The organism is Porphyromonas miyakawae, assembly GCF_045865415.1.
GTDB lineage: Bacteria > Bacteroidota > Bacteroidia > Bacteroidales > Porphyromonadaceae > Porphyromonas > Porphyromonas miyakawae.
On the sequence record NZ_BAAFSF010000004.1, the window covers coordinates 160,525 to 184,172 of the forward strand.

General features: G+C 46.9%; 13 protein-coding genes. 6 read left to right on the forward strand and 7 right to left on the reverse strand.

Translation table 11 applies throughout. The features are described 5' to 3' along the window. The first annotated feature begins 31 nt into the window (after positions 1–31). Genes ACLWMH_RS06265 through truB form a run of 4 tightly spaced genes read left to right on the forward strand, consistent with a single transcriptional unit; the run spans position 32 to position 2,869 of the window. The gene (locus tag ACLWMH_RS06265; protein WP_411915851.1) at positions 32–916 is read left to right on the forward strand and encodes a cell division protein FtsX; all 885 of its coding nucleotides are present in this window, start codon (positions 32–34) and stop codon (positions 914–916) included. A gap of 40 nt (positions 917–956) precedes the next feature. Continuing rightward, the gene (locus tag ACLWMH_RS06270) at positions 957–1,220 is read left to right on the forward strand and encodes a DUF3098 domain-containing protein (RefSeq protein WP_411915852.1); all 264 of its coding nucleotides are present in this window, start codon (positions 957–959) and stop codon (positions 1,218–1,220) included. A 21-nt stretch (positions 1,221–1,241) separates the two neighbouring features. Next, entirely contained in the window at positions 1,242–2,087 is an 846-nt protein-coding gene (locus tag ACLWMH_RS06275; protein ID WP_411915853.1) for an undecaprenyl-diphosphate phosphatase, read from the forward strand. Positions 2,088–2,098: 11 nt separating this feature from the next. After that, positions 2,099–2,869 carry a tRNA pseudouridine(55) synthase TruB gene (truB, locus tag ACLWMH_RS06280; protein ID WP_411915854.1) on the forward strand — a complete coding sequence of 257 codons (771 nt, stop codon included), beginning with the start codon at positions 2,099–2,101 and terminating at the stop codon, positions 2,867–2,869. Between the two features lie 302 nt (positions 2,870–3,171). Here the strand turns inward: truB and ACLWMH_RS06285 are convergent, their stop codons facing one another. The 4 genes from ACLWMH_RS06285 to ACLWMH_RS06300 all read right to left on the reverse strand — a co-directional run bounded on the left by ACLWMH_RS06285 (position 3,172) and on the right by ACLWMH_RS06300 (position 7,933). Continuing rightward, positions 3,172–4,935 (reverse strand): DNA/RNA non-specific endonuclease, encoded by a 1,764-nt coding sequence (locus tag ACLWMH_RS06285; RefSeq protein ID WP_411915855.1) that lies wholly within the window; start codon positions 4,933–4,935, stop codon positions 3,172–3,174. Positions 4,936–4,989: 54 nt separating this feature from the next. After that, positions 4,990–5,397: a BACON domain-containing protein gene (locus tag ACLWMH_RS06290; protein ID WP_411915856.1), complete on the reverse strand. Its 408-nt coding sequence runs from the start codon at positions 5,395–5,397 to the stop codon at positions 4,990–4,992. Between the two features lie 242 nt (positions 5,398–5,639). Continuing rightward, entirely contained in the window at positions 5,640–6,506 is an 867-nt protein-coding gene (locus tag ACLWMH_RS06295) for a cation diffusion facilitator family transporter (protein ID WP_411915857.1), read from the reverse strand. Next, the gene (locus ACLWMH_RS06300) at positions 6,503–7,933 is read right to left on the reverse strand and encodes a CCA tRNA nucleotidyltransferase (protein ID WP_411916237.1); all 1,431 of its coding nucleotides are present in this window, start codon (positions 7,931–7,933) and stop codon (positions 6,503–6,505) included. Before ACLWMH_RS06300 ends, ACLWMH_RS06295 begins: the two co-directional genes overlap by 4 nt. A 246-nt stretch (positions 7,934–8,179) precedes the next feature. Here ACLWMH_RS06300 and ACLWMH_RS06305 point away from each other — a divergent pair, with 246 nt between their 5' ends. Further along, complete coding sequence (locus ACLWMH_RS06305) at positions 8,180–10,507, forward strand: cation:proton antiporter (protein ID WP_411915858.1); 2,328 nt, start codon at positions 8,180–8,182, stop codon at positions 10,505–10,507. Then, positions 10,504–12,483 (forward strand): alpha amylase C-terminal domain-containing protein, encoded by a 1,980-nt coding sequence (locus ACLWMH_RS06310; protein ID WP_411915859.1) that lies wholly within the window; start codon positions 10,504–10,506, stop codon positions 12,481–12,483. The genes ACLWMH_RS06305 and ACLWMH_RS06310 overlap by 4 nt, the downstream gene beginning before the upstream one ends. 68 nt (positions 12,484–12,551) lie before the next feature. Here ACLWMH_RS06310 and ACLWMH_RS06315 read toward each other — a convergent pair whose 3' ends face one another. The 3 genes from ACLWMH_RS06315 to ACLWMH_RS06325 all read right to left on the reverse strand — a co-directional run bounded on the left by ACLWMH_RS06315 (position 12,552) and on the right by ACLWMH_RS06325 (position 23,392). Beyond that, complete coding sequence (locus ACLWMH_RS06315; protein ID WP_411915860.1) at positions 12,552–15,038, reverse strand: endonuclease MutS2; 2,487 nt, start codon at positions 15,036–15,038, stop codon at positions 12,552–12,554. Further along, the gene (gene rseP, locus ACLWMH_RS06320) at positions 15,016–16,392 is read right to left on the reverse strand and encodes an RIP metalloprotease RseP (protein WP_411915861.1); all 1,377 of its coding nucleotides are present in this window, start codon (positions 16,390–16,392) and stop codon (positions 15,016–15,018) included. The genes ACLWMH_RS06315 and rseP overlap by 23 nt, the downstream gene beginning before the upstream one ends. Positions 16,393–16,783: 391 nt before the next feature. Further along, positions 16,784–23,392, reverse strand: a complete 6,609-nt coding sequence (locus tag ACLWMH_RS06325; RefSeq protein WP_411915862.1) for a DUF4465 domain-containing protein — start codon at positions 23,390–23,392, stop codon at positions 16,784–16,786. Between the last annotated feature and the right edge of the window lie 256 nt (positions 23,393–23,648).

Here is a 23,648-nt window from a genome sequence, read left to right on the forward strand (position 1 = left end):
TTTAGAAAACAATTGATATTAAGCAATCATAATGGCAAAGAAACAACCTAAGCCTCGGCATCACTCTCTTGTGCGTAACCGCATAGTCGCAATTGTAAGCATTGCTCTACCGCTTTTTGTATTGGGATGGATGGGACTGATCAGGTCCATTCAACAAGGCGTTGAACGCAAAGTAAAACAGGATTTCTCATTTACGATCGAATTAGACAAAAAAGTGGATAAAGAAGCCGGTCTTAAGATGGTGGAGACCCTGCTCAAGCATCCCGCAGTAGCACAGGCTCGCTATATCTCTGTGGAAGAAGCCGCCAAAGAGCTACAGAAAGAGTTGGGCGAAGATCCTACCGTTGTATTGGGTTACAATCCCCTATTCCCCGAGATTGATATACATCTTAAGGCTACCTACTTATCACCCGACAGCTTACCCATGGTAGATAGTCTGATACAATCGCTCAGTGGGGTTAAGCAATTCACTTACCAAAAGGATATGCTGCAATCTATGAATAAGCAGATGGAGCATATTTCATGGGGCTTATTTGCCATACTTATTGTCTTTCTACTAATTGCCGGTATCCAAATCAACAATACGACGCATATGATGATCTACGCCAGACGCTCTCTCATTCGCTCCATGACCCTACTGGGAGCACCCTTCCGGCTGATAAGGCGCCCCTTTGTCTGTCGCAGTATGTGGAATGGCTTTTGGGCTTCCTTGCTGGCGCTGCTGTTACTGGCGCTCTCTGCTTGGGGTGCGAGTAGATACATTGGAGAGGATTTCTTTGCCTATATCTCCAATGAGGCAATGCTATATGTGGGCGGTGCACTCATTCTCCTGGGCTTAGTACTTTCTTGGCTTGGTGCCGTATTTGCCACCAATCGATATATCAAAATGGATAGTGGTAAGATAGCACTCTCTTAAAGTATTTTTGTGGATAACTACCAAACAAAACAGCTTTTCTATGGAGCAACAGAAACGGAATGAGCCGCAAGTTCACCTCTTTGGGCGTACTAATCTAATCTTACTTATCATAGCCCTTGTACTCATTATAACGGGTTTTATTTTAATGGCAGGGGGTAAGTCTCCGGATGTAATCTCCTTTAACCCTGAGATCTTCAGTCCACTTAGAATAAGGGTTGCTCCTGCAATCTCTTTTATCGGGTTTATTTTGGTGATCTTCGCCATTATGATTCCACACAAGAGCAAAAGGAACAAAGAGAAGTAAATACTCCGCTCAACCTAACGTATGACCATTATTCAAGCTATTGTACTCGCAATAGTAGAGGGGCTTACTGAGTTTCTGCCGGTCTCGTCTACAGGGCACATGATATTGGCACAGGGTATCATGCAAATGCAGTCTGATGAGTATCTGCGTGCCTTTACCGTGATGATACAGTTTGGGGCTATTTTGTCCGTAATTGTGCTGTATTGGAAACGTTTCTTCTCTCCAAAAGCTGCACCTAATGCTGTTTTCAGAGGTAAGAAGCTTGAAAATAAGTGGCAGCGCTGGGGATTCTTCTATCTGACGCTTGTGGTAGGTATTTTGCCGGCAGCAGTCATTGGGCTACTCTTTGAGCAATACATCGACCTTCTTCTCTCCAAAGTAAGTGTAGTAGCTGTGATATTGCTCTTGGGCGGTGTATTTATGCTTTTCATTGACCGTATCTTTTCATCGGAAGGGGAAGAGCATCCCACACTTCTAAAAGCCTTCTTCATTGGTTGCTATCAAGTAATCGCCATGATACCGGGTGTGAGCCGCTCCATGGCTACTATCGTGGGGGGCATGCAGCAGGGTCTATCGCGTAAAGCAGCTGCCGAATACTCCTTTTTCTTAGCGGTACCCACTATGCTGGGGGCGACATTACTCAAAGCCTACAAACTATTTAAATCAGGTGGGGTGGAGATTTTTAGGAATAACGCCACCACGCTTCTACTGGGTAACTTAGTCGCTTTTGTAGTAGCTATGCTGGCAATCCGCTTTTTTATCAGCTATCTCACAAAGTACGGCTTCAAACTATTCGGCTATTATCGAATCGTAGTTGGCTCACTAATCCTTTTGCTCATGGCACTAAATGTGCCGCTAACCATGTAATTACCGAATAGATGAAAGAGGAACAGCAGTTACCTTCTCCCCTTCCCCTCTATACCCATGCCGACTTCGTAGCCGGCAAGCCCTTTCGCCTACTTGAAGGACAGGTAATAGCGGTCAATAAGCCACTGGATTGGACGAGCTTTAATGTAGTGAGTTTCTTTCGTATTGCCGTTCGCAAGCAGTTAGGACTCAAGAAAATAAAGGTGGGCCATGCCGGCACCTTAGACCCCAAGGCTACCGGAGTACTCCTATTAGCTACCGGACGGGCTACAAAGTGCATTGAACGTCTGATGGAAGGCAGCAAAGAGTATGTTGCCGAGCTTAAATTAGGTGCTACTACTCCCTCTTTTGATACAGAGCATGAGGAGGATGCCTCCTATCCGTATGATCATATCACGCAAGTATTGATTCAGGAGCAATTGCAACAAATGCAGGGGGAGCAAATGCAAGTGCCTCCTCTCTTCTCTGCGATCTCCGTAAAAGGGAAACGTGCTTATGAATTGGCGCGGAAGGGCGTGGAGCACGAGCTACCGCCAAAGCGCATTACACTCAAGGAGCTGGAGCTTCTGAGCTATGAGCCTCCCTATGCGCAGCTTCGCATCGTATGCAGTCGCGGTACTTATATACGCTCTTTAGCACGAGATTTGGGCAAGGCATTGAATAGTGGAGGCTACCTAACCGAGCTTAAGCGTACACGCGTAGGAGACCTAACCTTGGACGAAGCCTTCGAAATAGAGGAGCTTCCCGAGTTGCTCAAAGCGGCATCCCTTGAGGTTGAGTAACCTACGGTAAAGCCTCCCTCAAAACATCTAAACCTATTGTACAAAACATCGATACCTTTCATTCAAAAGATACAGATCTTTTGAATGAAAGGTTCTGATCTATTTGGCGGTGCTTAGGCTGCCTTTTCTTCCGCGAGCAATCCACCTGAAGTTTTTCAACTGATAACGCTATCGGCACTACCTAAAGGGAAGAAAAAACAAGCGAGATGCCCGAAAAGGAACATCTCGCTTATTCTGTAGCAGGCCGCTACACCTACCCTACTGCTTCACATGGGAATGAGCCTCCCAAAGGCGACTAGGGATTAGAATATATTACCCCATACAGAGGTGTAGTTGACCGGGTTCTGCCCTTCTATAGATTCCTCTATGCTGTCCGGTAGATTGAAAAAGAGGTCTACACCAGTGAACTCTTCCAGCTCATTCACCGACATTGCATAGGAACTCCACCTACCTCCCTTGGACACTCTTTCAGGCTTGTCGTGATCCATCAAGAAAGCTATGGAGTAGTAATTGGCACCATCACTTATTAGGATAGCCATCCAATAATATTTCGGTATGGTGATTCCGGAGGTAGTTTTGCCCTTCACTGTGGGGCCATCTAACACCGCGCCTTTAGCTACGTAATATATTTTGGTGGCGGTAGCGGTATGCCCCCAATCTTGTACAAGGCTTTCCAGCTGCTCCCATACTCCTCCGTTGAAGGGTTGTAACTGAGGGCTCATATTAGTGTAGTAGAAGGTCTGCTTATTGGCTGCTGCACTGCTCAGTCGATCGGCAGAAGCGACCATATGTCCGCGGCTATAGCCGGAGCCTTTATATCCAAAATTATTGCTGCTTGAGCCTGCTGCATACTTCTGCGGAATAAAAGGATCCCAACTCCACGCCTTGGTGCGCGGCGTATTATTCTGCTTATTCACCTCATCAAACGTGAAAGCTACAAAGCGCGGCCCCTTGTGATTTACATCGTACTCCAAAGAGTAATTAACTGTACCATTTACTGAGTGCGTGACATACCAATTGTTAGCTCCACCTGTAGGACGCGGCATTTCAAGGCGCTTGATATGGGCCGATGAAGTAGTGGTTCCACTCTCGCCTTTCCAATTATTGGCTGCATTAGGGCGATCATCATGCTCATTCTCCTGATCTGGGAACAAATTATTGGAGACAGACTCTCCCGTGTCGCGATCCTGTATGATACCCTCTACGCCACGCACCAGCCCCAACTGCTGATCTTGATTGAGCTTTAAATTGAAGGTATAGCGTTTACCGCCCTCGTAGCTCTCAATGGGAGGAGTATAGGTAAAGCGTTTCCCGTTGATCTGTACGCTAAAGAGCGTCTGTTCACCCTTTGCAGTGGGAATAAGAATAGCGGTATAACTATTCGTCGTTCCTTCCTTTTTCTGTAGAGCAATATCGCCACGCTTAACCGAAGCAGAAGGACTGCCCACAACCCCATCCACCAAAGAGAAACTTCCATTAAGCTGCAGGTCAGTAAGCTGTACAGACGCAGCCTGAACGGGGGTATTGTCTTTATAGAAAAGATTCACCACCACTTCGCTCATCACATGACGAAATTGAAGAGGGATAACCTTTCCTGCGTTAGCTGACCGAGTGATATTTTTTGCCGATGCCGAATAGAGAAAATCAGGTAACGGACTGCCGGCAATGTATTCAATCTCTTTTTTTACTTGGCTTGCGAAAGCTGCCTCAAATGGATAGTATGCCACAAAGTCAACCGCCTCACTTTCCGGTAGCGTAATCTGATCGGCTGTGCTGTGTGCTGTAAATAGCGCCGAGGGAGTATTGTCTTCTGTCGTCTGAAAACATGCATTACTCTCCCTTTGGGTACCCTCAGCAAGAGAGGCACCATTAGGAAGCATGAATACACCGATAGCATCTCCACTCTGCCACTTACTATCCGTCATACGTAGTGAGTTGGCACTAAAAGAGAGTGATTGCGCTATATCGCTGCCGGTCGTAGGGTTCTTTGAATTATCGCACGAAGCCCATAGAGCAGCGCAAAGCGACAATAAGAAAACCATATAAGTGATCTTTTTATTTAGCATAGTAAGCAATGTGTTTCTTAAAAGTTAAAGATGGGTAGATAATCACGATATAATTCACTCGGTAAGCACTCCGTTGATCACAGCAGCTTGCTGTATAGCAATATCCATCTTATCTACTCGATTACTCAATGTGAGTGTAGTCTGTCGCAATTTATCAGAAGGATTGGCAGCGACAGACACACGAAGTCTTATTCTACCGGGCTTTCCTCCGGTCGTAGATAGGACACACCATGAGGAGTCTTTGGCTTCCGCTTTCCAAGGGCTTGTAGAATTAAAATCTATCTCTACAGTATTCCCCGTTGCATCAAAGTAAATTACCGGCTGCCCGGGTACTTTACCATCTTGAAGGAAAGGTGCCTGTACAATCTTGATCTGCTCCGTTTGTATCTCATCATTCGACTTATCACAGGCGGTAAGAAGGGATGCTACCAATATGAGGGAAAAGAGTTTTATTCGTGTCATGGTCCAATATCTTCAACGGACGGTACAGTCCGATCCTATTTCACTCCAACAAAGGTATAGCTTTTTTGTTAATATCTCATTACCGCTAATAACCTTGCCGATCTCACTTTAATAAACACACAGATATATTATAGACCTTATTGAAAGGTCTATATTTCTATCCGATGTGGCAATACCTAAAATAGATTTGTAGACGAGAAAAAGATGGGATACGAGCCCCATAGAGGAGGAATAAATTTCTCCTATGCGTTTGCTTCAATGGCAATCACTTTGATGCTTTTATCCGCTACCGCTGCCCTGATTTGTGCTTTAAGCGCTTCATACCTGCCTGCATCGCTTAGCAACTGAGGCGAGACTTTTACAGAGAGTGCCATCAAATGCTGTTCCCCATCTAACGTCCAAAGGTAGAGAGACTCTATCTGCTCTACTCCGTCCAAAGAGGTAATGAGCGCACTGACCTCCTCATGCTTAATTTCTTTGGGTACGGCCTCTATGAATATATAGAGCGTATTCCAAAGCGTTTTGAGTGCATTCCAAAGAATCCAAAGGGCAATCAGTAGGGAGAGAATTACGTCCAATTCATTTATTTCCGTAAAGAGCATGACAATACCCGAAAGCACGACTGCCAATAGCCCGAAAAGATCTACCATGATATGCAGCATTACGGCATGCTCATTCAAGGAATGCCCTTTACTAAGCCGCTTCACGGCGAATCCCTTTAGCAGAATACCCACTACCGCCACAATGAGCATCCCCAGAGGATTTGCTTCTGTAGCGTGTGTAGCTTCAGCAAGATGCTCAATAGCATGGACGGACATACGCACCGACCCCACTATCAGTAAGAGAGAAATCAGAAGTGCCCCTAAAAGCGAAAACCGCTTGTAGCCAAAAGTAAAATGGGCATTTTCCTTGCGGCGGCTCACTCTGTCTAGAATCCAAGCAAGCCCTACATAAAGCGTATCGCCCACAGCGTGCCAACTGTCCGTAACCAAAGCCAGGCTGGAAGTGACAACTCCACCGATCAGCTCTACAAGGGCAAAGCTAAGGGAGAGCCAAAAGGCAAGTGCGAGCGCAGAAGCGCCCATCTCATGTGTATGACTATGTGTCATGATGGATTGCGTTTGAGACCTTTCTTTTCCGCCTCTTGTAGTACAAACTTCCAAGCCGCATCATGCTCATTGGGGATTACTCCATCCAAAATGGCTGTTTTTACTGCCTCTTTGAGCTCCCCAATGATCGGAGAAGGCTTGAGATTGAAGTACTCTATAATATCTGTTCCGGAGACCGGAGGGGAGAAATTACGGATTCGATCCTTTTCCTCTATATCGATCAGCTTACGACGAACCACAGAGTAGTTGTCCAAATAACGTCGCACCTTGACAGGGTTCTTACTCGTAATGTCTGCTTCCACAAGGAGCATCAAATCATCTATATCATCACCGGCATCAAAGAGCAAACGCCTTACGGCAGAGTCTGTCACCCCTTCATCTGCCAAACGAGCAGGACGCATGTGCAGGCTAACCATTTTCTCTACATATTTACGGGGTTGATCAAGAGGGAGCCTAAGTCGATGAAAGATCTTTTTGACCATTTTAGCCCCTATATAGTCGTGATTGTGGAATGTCCACCCGGTCTTTCGATCGTATCGCTTAGTTACAGGCTTAGCTATATCGTGCATCAGCGCAGCCCAACGCAGGTAGAGATTATCAGTCTGCTTGGCCACATTATCCACTACTCTATAGGTATGGGTGAGGTTATCCTTATGTCCTTTTCCCTCCACTATTTCGGTTCCCTTGAGGGCGTAAAGCTCCGGCAAGAGAATGCTCATAAGCCCTGTTTTCTCAAGTAATTCTAAGCCTACAGAGGGTCGCGGAGAAAGCATGATTTTGTTTAGCTCGGTGGCAATTCGCTCCATGGAGACAATCTCTATTCGCTTGGCATTATGCACAATGCCATCAAAGGTGTACTCCTCCAAATAGAAACCCAACTGAGAGGCGAAACGAATACCGCGCATCATACGCAAAGGATCATCACTAAAAGTAACATCCGGATCCAATGGGGTGCGCAATACACAATCTTGCAAATCCGCCAACCCGTAGAAAGGATCCAGAAGCTGCCCAAAGCGTCCTGCATTAAGGCAAAGTGCCATCGCGTTGATCGTAAAGTCGCGACGTGACTGATCCTCCTCCAGGGTGCCATCCTCCACTATCGGCTTGCGACTATCTCGATGATAGCTTTCGCGACGAGCGCCTACAAACTCAAGCTCTATATCGCCTTTTTTTACCTGTGCGGTACCGAAATTGGCAAAGACACTCAGATGCGCAGGTCTCCCCCACTTGGCATGTACTGCCTTAGCTAAGTCAATGCCGCGTCCGACTGAGACTACATCTATGTCGTTTGTGGGACGCCCCAATAAGAGGTCACGCACATAACCACCCACTAAATAGGCATCCACCCCCAACTCATCGGCAGCTGAGCCAATCATGTGAAAGAGGGGCTTATCTATGTATTGCGATAATGTGGCAGGATCTCTCATCCTTTTTTCTAATTCATCTTCCTGACTAATCGCCAAAGATACGCTTTTTCTCGCATTCTCTGTAAAAGGTTCTATAGACAAGACTATAAGTAGCGCTATTCTTAAGCCGACCGAGTACTCTAAAAAGCGACACCATCCCTCTGCTAAGTGAGCACCATTCTATCAGACAAATAAGCCGAAATACCTATCTTTGCAAAGCAACAAAGGGAGGGAAAGTTACCTCCAAGCCCATATTCTAATAGGTATATGAAGCGTAGAGCATCCACAAAACCCAAGCAAAGGGCACCTATGGTGTTCTCTATTGTACTTACACTACTATTCGTTGGGGTCGTATGGCTCTCCGCAAGAATTGGGGCCACCTATTACCACATAAATACGCAATCGGCAGCCCCAATAGTACCCTCTTCCGCTTGGCAAAACTTCACCGACAGTGTAGCTCACCACGGCACCTCCACCATTGGGTTGCTTCTCCTACAGATAATCGTTATACTTACGGTCGCTCGCCTTGTGGGGGCATTATTCAGACACATCGGACAACCACAGGTCATAGGCGAAATTGTAGCCGGTATTCTATTGGGCCCCAGCATATTGGGTGCTTTGTGGCCGGAGGCTTTTGCGTTTCTCTTTCCGGAGGAGAGTATCGCATTCATAGAGATTCTGAGCGAATTTGGACTGATTCTCTTCATGTTTACCATAGGAATGGAGCTGCGGCCGGCTGAGATAAAGTCACAATTTCGCAAAGCCTTCATAATCAGTCAGTCAGGCATCTTTATACCTTTTATCTTAGGGATGCTGCTTACTATCTTCCTGTACGATTCCACTTCTTTCCACGTGCCCTATTTACCGCTTGCCCTATTTATGGGGATTGCTATGAGCATTACCGCCTTTCCGGTGCTGGCACGCATTATTCAGGAGCGTGGAATGAGTCGCACACACTTAGGGTCACTGGCTCTTAATACAGCCGCAGTTGCAGATATAGCAGCTTGGCTTTTACTGGCGGCTGTAATGGCTATAATACAAAGTGGTAGCATTACGAGTGCCCTATTCAACTTCTTATTCCTCATCCTCTACATAGCGCTCTTTTTTGGCGTGATCCGACCGCTATTTGCTTTGGTGGGAAGTGTGTACAACAAGAATGAGTTGGTCAACAAGACGCTTGTAGCAGTTATCTTTATCTTAGTGCTCGTAAGTGCATATCTAACTAATTTACTGAGCATGCACGCACTCTTCGGTGCATTTATGGTAGGTCTGATTATGCCGGATGACAACAAGTTCCGTCACGTGATCACAGAGAAGGTTGAAGATGTCTCACTCAGTATTTTTTTGCCACTATTCTTCGTTTCTTCAGGACTGAGAACGGAGCTGGGATTGATCAATAGCGGTGCTCTATGGGCTTTGCTTACCCTTCTGGTAGTAGTAGCTATTGTGGGAAAAGTAGGCGGTACCTATATTGCGGCACGACTATGCAATATATCAAAGAAGGAAAGCCTCTACCTGGGCGCTTTTATGAATACGCGCGGACTGATGGAGTTAGTTGTGCTAAAGATTGGGTTGGATTTGGGCGTATTACCACCGGTTATATTTGTGCTTTTGGTAATGATGACGCTGATCACCACCTTGATGACCCAGCCACTTCTACAGCTCATGAATGCCCTATTCAAGCGTCGTACGAAGAATAAGCCAAAAGCCTCAGCAATATCCCATACCAAACCCATCCTAATCTCTTTCGGACGCCCCGATACAGGTAGCCTCCTACTGCAACTCAGTAAACAAATAATGGAGCCTCCTCTATTGGATGAGGGAGTTGCTCTGCTCCACACCACTATCAATAGTGAGCTTAGCTTGACCGACGAAGAGGAGTATTACGAAGAAAACTTCTCTCCACTCCTGCACGAAGGAGAGCGCTTGGGCATCGATATGGAAGCCATCTACCACGTTACAGACGATGTGCTGCACACCATTATGGATGAAGCAAACCGAGAGGGCAATCAGTTCTTACTGGTAGGTGCCGGATTAGAGCTGTCGGGGTCGGATGAGGATCGCAAAATCATAAAACAACATAAGCAACTGGAACGTAAGTGGAAGCGCTTTTCAATCAGCCATCCCACTTCAATCTTAAGGGCTGGAGAGCTATTCAATGATAAGACCCGCCGTTTCTTTAGAGAAGCGGATTGTAGTGTAGGGGTATTTGTCAATCGTGACTTTACAAAGCCCGGCAAGATTTTAGTAGGCGTAGGTGAAGAGGAAACATTCTCGCTCCTACCCTTTGCCCAACGTATGGCAGAGACCAACGGAGGCTCGGTCACGCTATTTCGTTTCAGCGCTCTATTAGATAGTGAGCAAGCGCCCTTACCCGCTGTATATGCAGAAAGTAGAGGACTGGGTATTCCTGTGGAGATAGGAGATGAATTCCCTGACAAAAGTGATTTTCTCTTTATTTCTTATGCTACGTGGCAGCGACTCACCAGCGAATGCCCACAGTTACTGGAGCACCTTCCCTCAACACTCATTATGGAGCTTAGGAATAGTGAAGATACGCTCCGCATACCGGCCACTTCAATTCCATTTGAATGAAGTCTCTTGACATTCTACAAGACCCCTATCTACTCCCCTACAAAGAGGATATTGAGCGGCGGAAATCGCTGTTTGATCTTGCTCTTAAAGAAGGGTATAATACGCACTTAGAGGCGCGCTTCGGTAGACATTTAAAGGGGAATACGCATCACTTCTGCGAGTATGCCCCAAACGCAACGGCTGTCTATCTCCTGTGTGACGCATCTGCTTGGCAGCCGAATAGGAATTTTGCTTTTAGCAAAGGAAGTGAAGCGGGGATTTGGGAACTCAGCATCACCGAAAAGTTATTACCTCACTTAGCTCCCTATAAGCTTTGGGTTGAATGGGATGGTGGGTGTGGAGAGAGAATCTCTCCCTTTGCTCGCTATGTAACGCAAGACTCCTCCACCGGCATCTTTACAGAGCGTATCTGGGAGCCTGAAAAGCCCTATACATTCCGACATAGCGTACCAAGTGGGAAATGCACGTTTCCTACTATTTACGAGTGTCATATCGGTATGAGTAGTGAGGAGCTTCATGTAGCTTCATACAACTATTTCAGAGCGCACATCCTGCCTCGCATTGTATCGGCAGGCTACAATTGCATACAACTGATGGCTATTCAGGAGCATCCCTATTATGGAAGCTTCGGGTACCACGTATCCGGCTTCTTTGCTCCCTCCGGTCGCTTTGGTACACCGGATGAGTTGAAGCAATTGATTGATGAGGCGCATGCTATGGGATTGCGGGTGATTATGGACTTGGTACACTCCCATGCAGTCAAGAATGCGGTAGAAGGCTTAGGGGCATTCGATGGTACGCGCTCCCTCTTCTTCTATGACGATAGCAGAGGGGAGCATACTCTTTGGGACTCGCTTTGCTTCAATTATGGGAAACGTTTTGTAAAAGAGTTTCTTCTAAGTAATTGCCGCTACTGGCTTGAGGAGTATGGCTTCGATGGATTTCGCTTTGACGGCGTAACCTCTATGCTGTATCACGATCATGGCTTGGGCAGATGCTTTACCTCCTATGCGGATTATTATAACCCGAACTACCATGAAGAGGCCGGTTGCTATCTAATGCTGGCCAATGAACTCATACATCGCACTCGCCCGGAGGCAATTTGTATAGCAGAAGAGGTGAGCGGCATGCCCGGCATAGCACTACCGATTGAGCAGGGAGGCTATGGATTTGACTACAGGCTGGCTATGAATCAACCTGATTATTGGATCAAGACAGTCAAAGAACTTCCTGACGAAACTTGGGACCCTGGAAATATCTTCTACGAAATGACAAACCGCCGTCACAATGAGAAGGTTATTAGCTATGTAGAGAGCCATGATCAAGCCCTTGTAGGCGACAAGACGCTTATCTTTCGCATGGCGGATGCTGCTATGTACTCAGACATGAACAAAGGCGCTCCTTCTCCGGCGGTCGAGCGGGCTATGGCCTTAGTCAATATGATTAAGACAGTTACCTTTTCTTCTACCAATGGGGGAATACTGACCTTTATGGGCAATGAGTACGGGCATCCCGAATGGATTGATTTTCCCCGAGAGGGAAATGGCAACTCATACCAATACGCTCGCCGACAATGGTCGCTCCGCGACAATCCTTTCCTACGATATGAGCAATTAGCTCTCTTTGACAAAGCCTTAATCACAATACTTAAAGCGTATGCCGTAGAGCTAAAGAGTATTCCCTACTGTCACTACGCATCGCAAGACACACAAATATTGGCTTTTTCACGGGGAAGGCTCCTCTTGCTATTCAACTTCTCTCCGAACCGTTCGTTTGATCATTTTGAGCTTGCACTACCTCCCGGGAAATACACTTTGCTGTTGGATAGCGACAAAGAGGCGTTTGGCGGCTATGGTCGGATAGCTTCAGCCGAGCACTTTACGCATCCCTGCTGCTCTATGACTACACGACAAGAGCAACATATCGCCTCTTTCTATTTGCCTGCGCGAACGGCTCAAATACTTCTATGTGAATAAATAACAAGAGCGGCTGGGCATACTGCGTTACGCTCTATTGCGAGGGGAAATAACTCCTATATACCGCCCTAAAGATCCACAATGGTGATACCGGTTCCGCCAAAACGCACATCCTCATCTCTAAAACTCTTCACAAAGGGTTTAGAAGCGAGCCACTCACGAATGGAACTGCGCAAAGCCCCTGTACCGGTTCCGTGCAGCAAACGCACCTGAGGAACACCCATTTGTACGGCATCATCCAAAAAGTAATCTACGGCGACCAAAGCCTCTGCCGCACGCATACCACGCAAGTCCAACTCAGTTTTGAAGTGCATTCGCTTCTCGTGCAAATGGTCCGTTATATTAGACGTAGCTTGCTTGGCAGAGGGTGATGCGGACGTTCGTTTAGCTGCCTCCAGATCTTTAAGCGGCTTTGTACTTCGGATATTGCCACCCAATGAGATCGTAGCCTTATCGCCCTTAATCTCTATAACCACACCCTCTATGTCCGTTCCTTTGATACGCACATGGCTCTCAAGGGTAGGCACGAAGGGCTTATCCACACTTTTACGCTCGCTTTTCTTATGCTTACGCTTCGGTAAAGGCGCAGTATGTAGCTTTTCTTCAACCGGCTTAGCAGCATGCTGTGCTTTATAGACATCAAGCGACTCGCGGGCTTGACGAATAGTCTCTTTTTCTGCCTGACTCTCTTTAATCTGTCGGATCGTCCCTTCTATCCGGGCATTAGCTTCATTCAAGAGTTGGGTAGCCTCTTTATGCGCTGCTTCTATAATAGCGGTGCGCTCAGCACGAAGTTTTTCCAAAGCGGCTTCATACTTATCCGCTACCGCCTCTTGCTTCTTGCCCTGCTTGCGTATCTCCTCACGCTTACGATGCCAATAATTACGGTCTCGGGAGATATCCTGCAAATATCTTTCACTATGCAACCGCTCTTCCCCGGCCAACTCTTTGGCATAAGCAAGTACCTCCTCAGGCAATCCGCTTCGCTGTGCTATCTCTAAAGCAAAAGAGCTACCCGGCCGTCCTATCTCCAACTTAAAAAGCGGCTTCATTGCTCCTCTGTCATAGCACATAGCGCCATTAATTACGCCCTCATGCTCAGCGGCAAACTGCTTTAAGTTAGCGTAATGGGTAGTGATGATTCCAAAGCTCTCTCTATCGTTAAAGAGCTTCAGAAGCGACTCTGCAATAGCTCCCCCCAGCTCCGGCTCTGTACCCGCTCCAAACTCATCCACCAAGAGCAGTGTAGTAGGGCCTGCGAAATGACAAAACTGCCGCATCGCAGCTAAGTGAGAGCTGTAGGTACTCAGGTCATTGTCAATGGATTGATCATCGCCTATATTGATGGCTAAGCGGGTAAAAATACCGGCTTCTGAATCCGGAGACACCGGTATGGGCCAGCCACACTGCAGCATGTATTGTAGTAAGCCGCATGTCTTCAGGCAAACAGACTTACCGCCTGCATTAGGACCGGAGATAAGCAGTAGCCTCCCCTTTGGGGCTTCCAAAGATATATCCAAGGGGATCAGTTCGCGACCTTGCGCACGCAGTGCCTGCTCAAGTATAGGATGGCGCGCTCTGAACCAATGCATATAGGGCCGTGGATGAATAATAGGTATCACACCATCTATCTTATAGGCATAGCGTGCAATGGCAACGAACGCATCAACTTGTCCTATGGCCACATAAATCTGTGCGATTGTAGTTATGAAGGGTCTTATTTGGTCAGCTGTTTCAATTAGGATACGGATAATTTCCTTTCGTTCCGCTATGTCAATCTCACGCAAGCGATTATTGCTCTCCACTACCTCCAGCGGCTCTACAAAGAGCGTCTTACCGGTTGCCGACTCATCATATACGATTCCGGGCACCTGCCTTCTGTAAGATGGGGTAATAGGCAGCAATAAGTGTCCATCTCTAAGAGTAGGCTGTGCATCAGGCTCCGCCCAGCCCTCTCGTATAGCTAATTCAAGCTGCCGGTGGGTGAGCTTGCTCATCTGCCGCTCTACAGAGGCCCTTTCCGTGCGAAGCTCCTTAAGTTTTGGCGAAGCACTATCCTTAATGCGTCCAAAGCGGTCTAAGAGCCCCTCTATCAGACGCACAATCTGCGGTAAGAGCAGCTCCCCGCCTATCAAAGCGTTCAATGCAGGATAACGAATTTGCTCCCCTTTATCTTCGGTAGCACTGAGAAAACGGTATAAGGCCTCTACACTTTTCAATAAGGCAACCAAAGCCGCCAGTTCCTCTTCTGTCAAGTAACTTCCCGCCGGCTCTAAGCTTGCCACGGCTTCTCTTAAGTCGGCTATCACTAAGGAGGGGAAAGAAACACCTGAGCGCAGAATCTGCATCAACTCCTCTACCGGAGCCATTCTGCGCTTCAGCTCTGCCGGGTCTGCCGTGGGCCTTATCTGTAGGATAATCTCCTTACCCGGTTCGCTACTACACTCAGCTACGAGCAAATCGCGCACTCGGTCGGCATCTACCTTTGCTTCGTACTGCTTGGGAAATAGGTTCAACGGCTCCTGCATCTCCTTATAAGAGTCGGAATATATCATTGAGATTTGCGAATATAAATAGGGCAATTAGAAATATCAAGCCTATTGTTTTCGTCTTCAACACGATCCGATCGTCTACTTTACGCCGCGTGATTATCTCCCATAGAGTAAAGAGTATCTCCGCACCGTCCAGCATAGGAATAGGAAGGAAGTTCATAAATGCAAATACAAGCGATAGGAATGCCACTATATTCCAAAAAGAATAGGCATCAAATACTCCGTTAAACAGCTTACCCATAGAGATGAACCCGCCCATCTCGCCGGCCCCCTCCTTGGTAAAGATGTACTTTATATCGCCTGCGTAACCGCTTAGCATACTATGAGCACGCTGTACGCCCCGCTGAATAGCTTCTCCCAAACCGTATTTGATCTGCGTTACGGCATATACTTCATTCATAGGCTTCAAGTAAACCCCTACTCTACCCAAGCTATCGGGTGTAATGGTAAGGCGTAGGGTATCGGCTCCCCGAAGCAGCGTAATAGGCACTACGTGATCGTGCGACTCCTTAAAGTAGAGCCTTGCATCGCTAATATCATGTATCGCCATTGTATCAATAGCGATCAGTCGGTCTCCGGAGCGCATACCGGCTACAGCTGCAGCACTCCCTGATGGTACACTATCTGCTACAAAAGGCACTTGAATACCCAGAAATCCCTCTTTGCCGGCTATTACCCTGCGCATCATATCTTCGGGCATGCTGATCACTTCTTGCCTACCCTCTCTGAGTACGACCACTTCTTCTGCCTCTATCACGTCTCTAATAAAGCCATCCGCATATACATTGCACTTGCGGCCGTCTACCGTAAGGATAATATCATTGTCGCGGAACCCTGCTCCCTGTGCAGCCTCAGAGAAAAACATTCCCTCTGTAACATCCGATGAATACAAAAGTGAATCGCCCCAATGTAGTGAAATAGCCGTATAAATGATATAGGCACTAAGCATATTAAAGAGTATGCCGGCAATCATCACTATTATTCTCTGCCATGCCGGCTTTGCACGAAGCTCAAAAGAGTGAGGCGTAGAGGGCTTACCGGTCTCTGTGAGTTGCTCGTCAACCTGTCCGGACATCTTACAATAGCCCCCCAAAGGCAGCCAACCCATTCCATAGACCGTACCGGTTTTCTTTCTCTTAATGCGAAAAAGAGACTTATTCCCCCAATCAAAGAAAAGAAAGAAACGCTCCACCCGAACGCCAAAAATACGTGCTGCCAGATAGTGTCCCAATTCGTGTAGAAAAACGATTAGAGAGAGTGCAACCATCAGTTGGAGCAGTTTACTCAATACAATAAGGAAAGCTGTCATCGATATACAGTTGGTTTTAAGTTTGCCTCGCAAAGATAGCGTATTCATCGCACTCTCCACAGGCTTTCCAGCAGCAAAACGCTTCAGAGCACCCTACAGCGGACACCCTATAAGGCCTCCATGAGCAGCGTATAGGGCATAACGGCATAATTCATCCGAATCAAATGTTTTTTTCATCCGAATGAAAAAGTTTTTTGATCCGAAGCAAACAAATTTTTGGTTCGAATGAAAATGAGACACTTCAGCATGCGCCCAAAACTGTGCATTGAAAACTCCGGGAAAGTGCTTCGAAGAAGTAAAATCACTGCATCGAAGAAACAAAACTGATTCATCGAAGAACCGGAATTACTTCATCGAAGCAAAAAAGAGAGCCTCCCCGAACGGCACCGGGGAGGCTCAAAAGAGAAAAGTAAGTACGTAGGTCGGTACCTGCTAAGCGTTAGCGAAGCGTTACTTTCACCTGCTTATCTGCACAGACAACAACGTAGTTTCCGTTTTCCAGCGGCAGCGTGCGGCGGAAATCATCCGACGTAGCTACCACGGAGTATACCAATCGACCGGAAAGGTCGTACACAAGCACGTTCACCCCTTCAGCGCCTTTGACCACAAGCTCTCTGCCTGCAACGAGTATCTGGCGGTCTACAGCAGGCGTAATCACCTCTTCGTTGCCTTCGGGCTTACCACCCAAATTATCGAAGGCAAGGTAAGCGGGCGCATCATCGTATGTAACGCCTTCGAAGGTTGACGCACGGCTCGACTTAAAGGTGGCATAAAGCGACCGAACGTTACCGAGCGAAGTGAGATCCGTATAGGTCCACTTATCCATCAGTTCCTTCTTGCCGTTTCGCCAATCGGCAAGCACCAGTACAACAGAGGCACCATTGTCCGCCGTGAGGGTTACTTCGATGAAGTCACCGTCCTTGAAGCCCTTAGGCTGATCGGGGGCATTTTTCGCCGTCTCCGTAAAGGCCTTTTGCCATGAGGTCATTGAGAAGTAGGCACCCTGTATCGGCTGCGCAATCAGGTCGTTAGAGAGCGTGGCAAGCGTACCCTTTGTTCGATCTGAAGGCATAAAGCCAATGGCAAAGCTCTTGGAGTTAGCTGCTCCCTTTCCTGCCGGTACAAAGTACTGCCCGGTCTTCCAATCACCGTTAAATTCGGTATCAGTTGCCTGACTGAAGGCAATACCTGTAAAGGATTGATATTTGCTATTATACTCAAGCGGGAAGCTAAATGAGCCGCTCATCATTGGACGCGTATTGCGTGCCTTGCCTATTCCTTCATCAAGGAATATCGGATTTTCAAAGTCGGCAATCGCATAGCTTTTTCCATCCTGTGGATTAACCATTACAAAGGAATAAGCCGTTTCTGTTCTACCGCGTTGGTCCGTTAGCGTAAGGCGATATTCAGTCGTTGTTGCAGGACTAAGTAACTCACCCAAGCGAGTAAACCAAATTTCCTTCGCTTCGGATATCTTGCCCACCTTATTAGCCGGCTCCATCACATAGGTGAGCGGATAAACAGCTTCGGGAGCCATAAAGGTAATGGTAGCAACTTCGCCCTCCTTAGTCGTAGTCGGCTCGGATATCTCCAGCTTGAGTTCACCGGGAGCCGCTCCGAAGTCATCGATAGCTACTGCTACCCCTTCGGCAACAGTAATGGTCAAGGTATTCAGCGGACTGATTCCCTTGAGGTCAATCGTACGCCAATCGGCATTAAAGTTTCCGGGCACTACAAGCTTTTTGCCTTTATTGGTTTCCAAGGTTACCTTACCTTGCGCACGGAGCTTGAAGGCATCCAATTCCAAATCATCTAAGCTATTAGTCAGTTGGATAGTAGCGGAAGTACCATTCATCTCGGCTATTCCGTTATTCTCCTCCTTAGTGATTTTGAAACCGGTAAAGCGCATGGTACCATCCGCAAAAGGCTTACCCTCCTCATAGTCGGCTACATGGTCAAACGTTGCCGGTGCAGTAGGCTTGATTTCGGTAGTAAAGGTCAGTACCTTAAGCAGATCCGTCTTCTTTATTTCGCTTACTGCTTCCAATACGGCATACAGCGTATAGCTCTTTGCTTCAAGAAGGTTGTCAAACGGTAAGGTGATTTCTTCCTGCTTTGCCACCATCTTAGGTTCAATTGCGAGTAGCTCTTCCACTGTAGGAGCTTCCAAATCGCTCGGTTTCAAGCTATAGTGCAGTTTTGCATTGCGTAATACGACAAGCTTAACCTGTGCCGATGTGGACTGCGTGACGGCAAAAACGCTCTTAAATTCCAAGGGCAGCATGGTATCGTCCTCAAACTCAAATGCGCCCACGGTAGGATGTTCGCTGTTGCGCTTTGCTCCGGTTATATCGGTCGTGATACCTTCATAAGGCAAACCGCAGTTAAAGGCGCCACCGCCCAGCAGAGCTCCGGTTTCATCCGATAGGAAGGTTGCTTTCTGATTGATAGAGCCCTCTTCACCTGTGTAGGCGGTCCACTCTGCAAAATCTTTTGCTTCTACGGCCTTGGTTTCACCCTGCTTGTTGTATCGGCCAAAGAGAGTGCCATTGGTGTAATAGGCATTGTGGCTAAACTTGGGAACATCTGTACTCAATACAGCTACCACAAAGTCACCGGCCATATTTTGGATTAGATTATTCTGCACCAGATAGCCATTACCCATCTTCAACTCAAGCGGCCAGAATAAATGTTTTGCATTCGTGTAAGAGCCTTCCATACGGATCGTGTTGTGTACGATCTTTACATCGCTGGTGCGATCAATAGAGATACCCTTCATATTCCTTGAGTTGGAGGTACCCCGTACAACGATCAAGTTGTTATCCACAAGGATAGGATCATTGTAACGCTTGCTCAAAGACTTCAGGACAATGGCTTGAGGATCTTCAGCACCACTCAGGATAATGCTATTGGCAGTAATACGCTCATTCAGATTACCCGTTACAAGGTGGATCCCCTTAAAGCCCTTCTTACCACCGAACTCATTATCGGTAATAATCTTATTACCCTCAATAAGTAAGTTGCGGATAAAGGTGTTTACGTAGACCGCAATCTTGCTTTGATCTATAAAGGTGTTGTTACGTATTACCACATTCTCTGTAGGCAGGTTTGATACACCGCCCGACCCGCAGTGATTTAAAGCGAATTCACCACCAACGAAAGTGTTATTTTCAATCAAGGTGTGACTATTGTTACGCTCAATGGGAGACTCTATCGATGAATAGATCACAAGAGAGCGGGGAGTGGTATTGTAACCTGCATTCGAGGGCTGCTTGGGCAACTCAAAGCGGCAGCCCTTTACCGTAAAGTAGTGAGAGCCTTCTTCAGCACACAACTGATATTCATATACCCTGATAAGCTTCTCGCTACGGAACGTAATGTTTTCTATCGTTACATAGGGAGTACCCGACACAGTAAAATAGGCCCTGGGTGAAGTACCTACCTTCGGCTTATTTTCACCATCAAAGATCACATCTTTGGCCTTTCCGGATTCACTTCCAAAAGTGAGGGTATTCGTTTCAGATACTCCGGGTATATTTTGCACCCGTATAGTGTCCGAGTAAGTACCGGCTTTGAATAGAATAGTAACTGCACCTGAGATCCCCTTGCTCAAAGCATTAGAGAGACTATTCAAATCCGCAAAATCCGCATCTGCGCTACCTACTGTATAGGTACCCTTCATACCCTGAGCGACAGATGCAGCCGCTTCTTCTGAAGCGGATACTCCGTTCACCTCTTTCAGAGTGATACCTACGGCTGAGCCGGCTACAGCATCAGCAGCCACATCGCCAACCAAATAGAGGTAGTAAGTACCATTTTCCGACCAATGCTCCGTAGCTGTAAGCAGTACTTCACCGGTCTTGGCTGCAAAAGCTACCTCAGGCATATTCATATCGAAGTTAGCCTTGCTTCCACCATTCAACACAGCAATCCGTTGGAAACCGTTGTTGACTACCTTAATTTGAGGAATAACCGTAGCACCTGTTTCTCCTTCCACCTTTACGGTTAACTTGAGCATGCCCAATTTGCTTGCCCCCTGCATAGCAGCAGTAGGAGCGATAGACTCAGCTTTTACGAAAGTAACGAAGCGCTCGCGAGGCTTGATGGACTTAACCGTCATTTCCCATCCTTCGTAATTACCATAGGCGTAGCTCGTTTTGTTGTAATCGAAGGTGAGTGCACCACCATCTACATCCAAATCGCTACAGAACACGGGATGATTAATTCCGCCCATATATCGGTTAAATGACAAATCAAAGAGCTTATTCTCTTCTTTTATCTCTTTGCCTTTGTACACAGTTAGTTTATCGCCACGAGCTATATCAAGGCTCTTAACATCCACCGTAATGATTTCACCGGCATTATTGGGTAGGAACGTAACGGAGCTGTGCATTGCTTCCTTAGTAAGCTTTTCCTTACCGGCGTAATCCAAATAGGTAAGTTCACCGATTACTCTCTTCTCTACATTTTTACCGCCGGCAGGATGCTTGAAGATATTCTGCAGCTCTACCAATATAGGATTAGACGGCGCTGTAATTTTGTACTCAGAGCCATCGGAGAAAATGATCTTATTTACCGAAAAGCCTACTTTAGTTCCTTGCTGTGCAGTCTCTGCAATTGTAGCACAGAGCTTAAAGTTATTGGTTCCTTCCGTCAGGCTTACAGGCTCTGATAAGGTCATAAGCACAGTCTCTCCGTTCGGTACAACGGTACCCTTGGCAGCCAAGTTGTCCTCTAAAAAGAGTGCCAAAGACTTGATTGCCTCAAAATGCTGCAACCCGAATTCTACCTTACTTATAGTCAGTGGGATTAGTGCACCCTCCGTAGTGACATGGAAAGTGGCCACCGGCTGATCGGCATCGCCTATACCGGCAGTAACTACCTCAGTAGCTCCTTGTCCGGAGGACAATACCTTCATAGGCTTAGGCTCGTATGAGCGTGCTATGGCACTAAAGCTTCCGGTATTACCAAAGCCATTGTAATTAATATATACCGTTAATGCCTTACCGGAAGAGCGTACAGGTTCTGAAGGACCGGTCTTTTGATTACTCGTCGTGAGTTCCCAAAGAATTTTACCGGAGTTGCTCTCTCCATCATATATGGTGAACGTAGCGTTGATGCCTCCCATATAGGAGAAAGGCACATTAAAGTTGGAGAAGTCTAACTCTACCTTCTTTGCATCATCGGGGTTGATGAATGTAACGATACGCTGTCCCCCTGTAGTGACATGCTTTCCAAAGTCGTTCTTTTCATCTATAAACTCCCAGTCGTTATATAAATAAATGGTTTGCTTGCCAAGAGTAGCCACGGCCTTTGTTTCGGTCATACACTCTATGACAGCACTTTGGTCACTTGCCTTTGTCTCCTTGGCATCAGAGGTCGTTATACTCTCTAACTTAAAGGCTGTACGATTTCCTCCGCCTGCACGCAAATTGGCATCTGCTTTGATGGTGAAGGACTTTTCTCCGTCTGCAAGCTCAAACGGTTTATCCAGCGTAACGGTAAAGATACCTCCCTTTACTTCTGCACTACCGAGCTTCAGACTACCGGATGCATTATATACGTACACTCTATCTAATAGAGCTGCCCCTTCCTCTGATATATTGAAAGACACCTTCGTGAGGCTCAACGGAGAAAGCGTGTGGCGGGCACTTACGCTCAATACACCTGCTGCCACAGGTGCCTTACCGGGCGTTAATACGGCAACTTGAGCATTTCCCTTTACTGAGGCTGACTCAATCTCCATCTTCTGCGGAGTGAATAGATCCACTACCGCCTCAAATCCATCACCGAAACTGGCTCCGGTTACACTCTTCAAAGATACGGTCAGAGAGCCCTCTTCTCCGGTCGCATAAGTTGTACCCGGCTTATTCAAATAGGTAGCTAAGAGCTTATCCGCTTGCCTTGTTCTACCATCATATACTTCGAGCTTATCCGCTCTTCCGGAGTAGGTAAAGAGGTTCAGCTTATTAAATGTCACGCTTACTTTTTTGCCGGTATCTGCAGAAAGGAATGTAGCATAACCATCAAACTTTTCTGATATTTTATCGGTAGCCCCTCCATCGTCATATAGTCGGAGGCGTCTACTCACCAAATAGGTATAAGGTGTTGTACTCAGACGCACCTCATCCGTGGCGGCAAACGTGTGAAGCTCGTTCAACGTGTATTGGGTGCCACTGATGGTTACAGACTGCACCTTTATAGTAGCATTCTTAAGGTATTTATCGGGGTCGATATCTGCAAGCAATTTAAAATTATTGCTTCCCGAGGAGAGCGCTCCACCTCCGATGACTCCTGAAGCCGGATCGAAGGTGAAGACGTCTCCCTTTTCATCCATTAATTTAAGGTTGGAAAGGATGTTATCGTTATCTTGTATGTCCAGTTTGACTGCGTCCAATGTGAGCGGATTCAAACGGTCTTTTGTGATGATCTTTAAAGTTGCCAAAGGTGTTTGGCGTGCACCAAGTGTAGTAGGTAGCGAGGAAAAAGTTGTTTCCGTGGCTACATAGGTCATATTGCTGGCCACACCGGTACTTAATATAGCTTTCCAGTTGTTGCCACCGCTTTGGGATACATATACTACCGTAATAGCCCCCGACTCATCCGTAGAGGTAAAGGTGGAGGAGGCAGCCTTACTGCTCGAAGTAAGCGTCAGCGAAGGGGTCTCAGAAGGTATAACATAATCGTATTGGTCATTCCATTCGTCATATTCCTGCTGTAACTTTACTTTACCGTTATAGATGAGCAGCTTTCCCCCGTTTGGGCTCAGCGCAAGCTCATCAAACGAAATCGTAAGTTTATCACCCTTATTAGCCGGCACAAAATGGACTAAGAACGGGCCAAGGGCGGTCATTCCTTTATCGGGACCACCCTCATCATAGAAGGTAACGGGGGAATCTACCTTGATGTCAAAACGCTGAGGATTCGCATAGTCCTTCTCCATCGTGTAGACATTCCCGTTCATCTGCGCTTGGGCAAATGTACTCGCAGCTAATCCTACGAGGAGCAACGCCCAAAGCGTACGGAATTGAAGTATTTTTTTTCTCATTTGATTATGGATAATGATTTTGTTGTATCTATGTTACGCACTATATATATGTATAAAGGCAGGAAACTAGTACGCCACGCACCCGACAAGAGATGTACTTCTACACTCTACCGGGAGACAACCGCACAATACAGGTGCGCAAAAGCAACGGACCAATAAGCCCATTTACATCCTACCTAAAGCTCCAATATTCTTGTAACGATGCCGATTTACCCGGAGCTAATCAAGGGTAAATACTGCATGCCGCTGCCCTTCC

Excerpts from the sequence above, each read along its gene's own strand:
- ACLWMH_RS06300 (WP_411916237.1), bottom strand. The coding sequence starts at position 7,933 with ATGAGAGATCCTGCCACATTATCGCAATACATAGATAAGCCCCTCTTT.
- ACLWMH_RS06315 (WP_411915860.1), bottom strand. The coding sequence starts at position 15,038 with ATGATATATTCCGACTCTTATAAGGAGATGCAGGAGCCGTTGAACCTA.
- ACLWMH_RS06285 (WP_411915855.1), bottom strand. The coding sequence starts at position 4,935 with ATGCTAAATAAAAAGATCACTTATATGGTTTTCTTATTGTCGCTTTGC.
- ACLWMH_RS06290 (WP_411915856.1), bottom strand. The coding sequence starts at position 5,397 with ATGACACGAATAAAACTCTTTTCCCTCATATTGGTAGCATCCCTTCTT.
- ACLWMH_RS06265 (WP_411915851.1), top strand. The coding sequence starts at position 32 with ATGGCAAAGAAACAACCTAAGCCTCGGCATCACTCTCTTGTGCGTAAC.
- ACLWMH_RS06310 (WP_411915859.1), top strand. The coding sequence starts at position 10,504 with ATGAAGTCTCTTGACATTCTACAAGACCCCTATCTACTCCCCTACAAA.
- ACLWMH_RS06305 (WP_411915858.1), top strand. The coding sequence starts at position 8,180 with ATGAAGCGTAGAGCATCCACAAAACCCAAGCAAAGGGCACCTATGGTG.
- truB (WP_411915854.1), top strand. The coding sequence starts at position 2,099 with ATGAAAGAGGAACAGCAGTTACCTTCTCCCCTTCCCCTCTATACCCAT.
- ACLWMH_RS06275 (WP_411915853.1), top strand. The coding sequence starts at position 1,242 with ATGACCATTATTCAAGCTATTGTACTCGCAATAGTAGAGGGGCTTACT.
- ACLWMH_RS06270 (WP_411915852.1), top strand. The coding sequence starts at position 957 with ATGGAGCAACAGAAACGGAATGAGCCGCAAGTTCACCTCTTTGGGCGT.
- ACLWMH_RS06295 (WP_411915857.1), bottom strand. The coding sequence starts at position 6,506 with ATGACACATAGTCATACACATGAGATGGGCGCTTCTGCGCTCGCACTT.
- rseP (WP_411915861.1), bottom strand. The coding sequence starts at position 16,392 with ATGAATACGCTATCTTTGCGAGGCAAACTTAAAACCAACTGTATATCG.
- ACLWMH_RS06325 (WP_411915862.1), bottom strand. The coding sequence starts at position 23,392 with ATGAGAAAAAAAATACTTCAATTCCGTACGCTTTGGGCGTTGCTCCTC.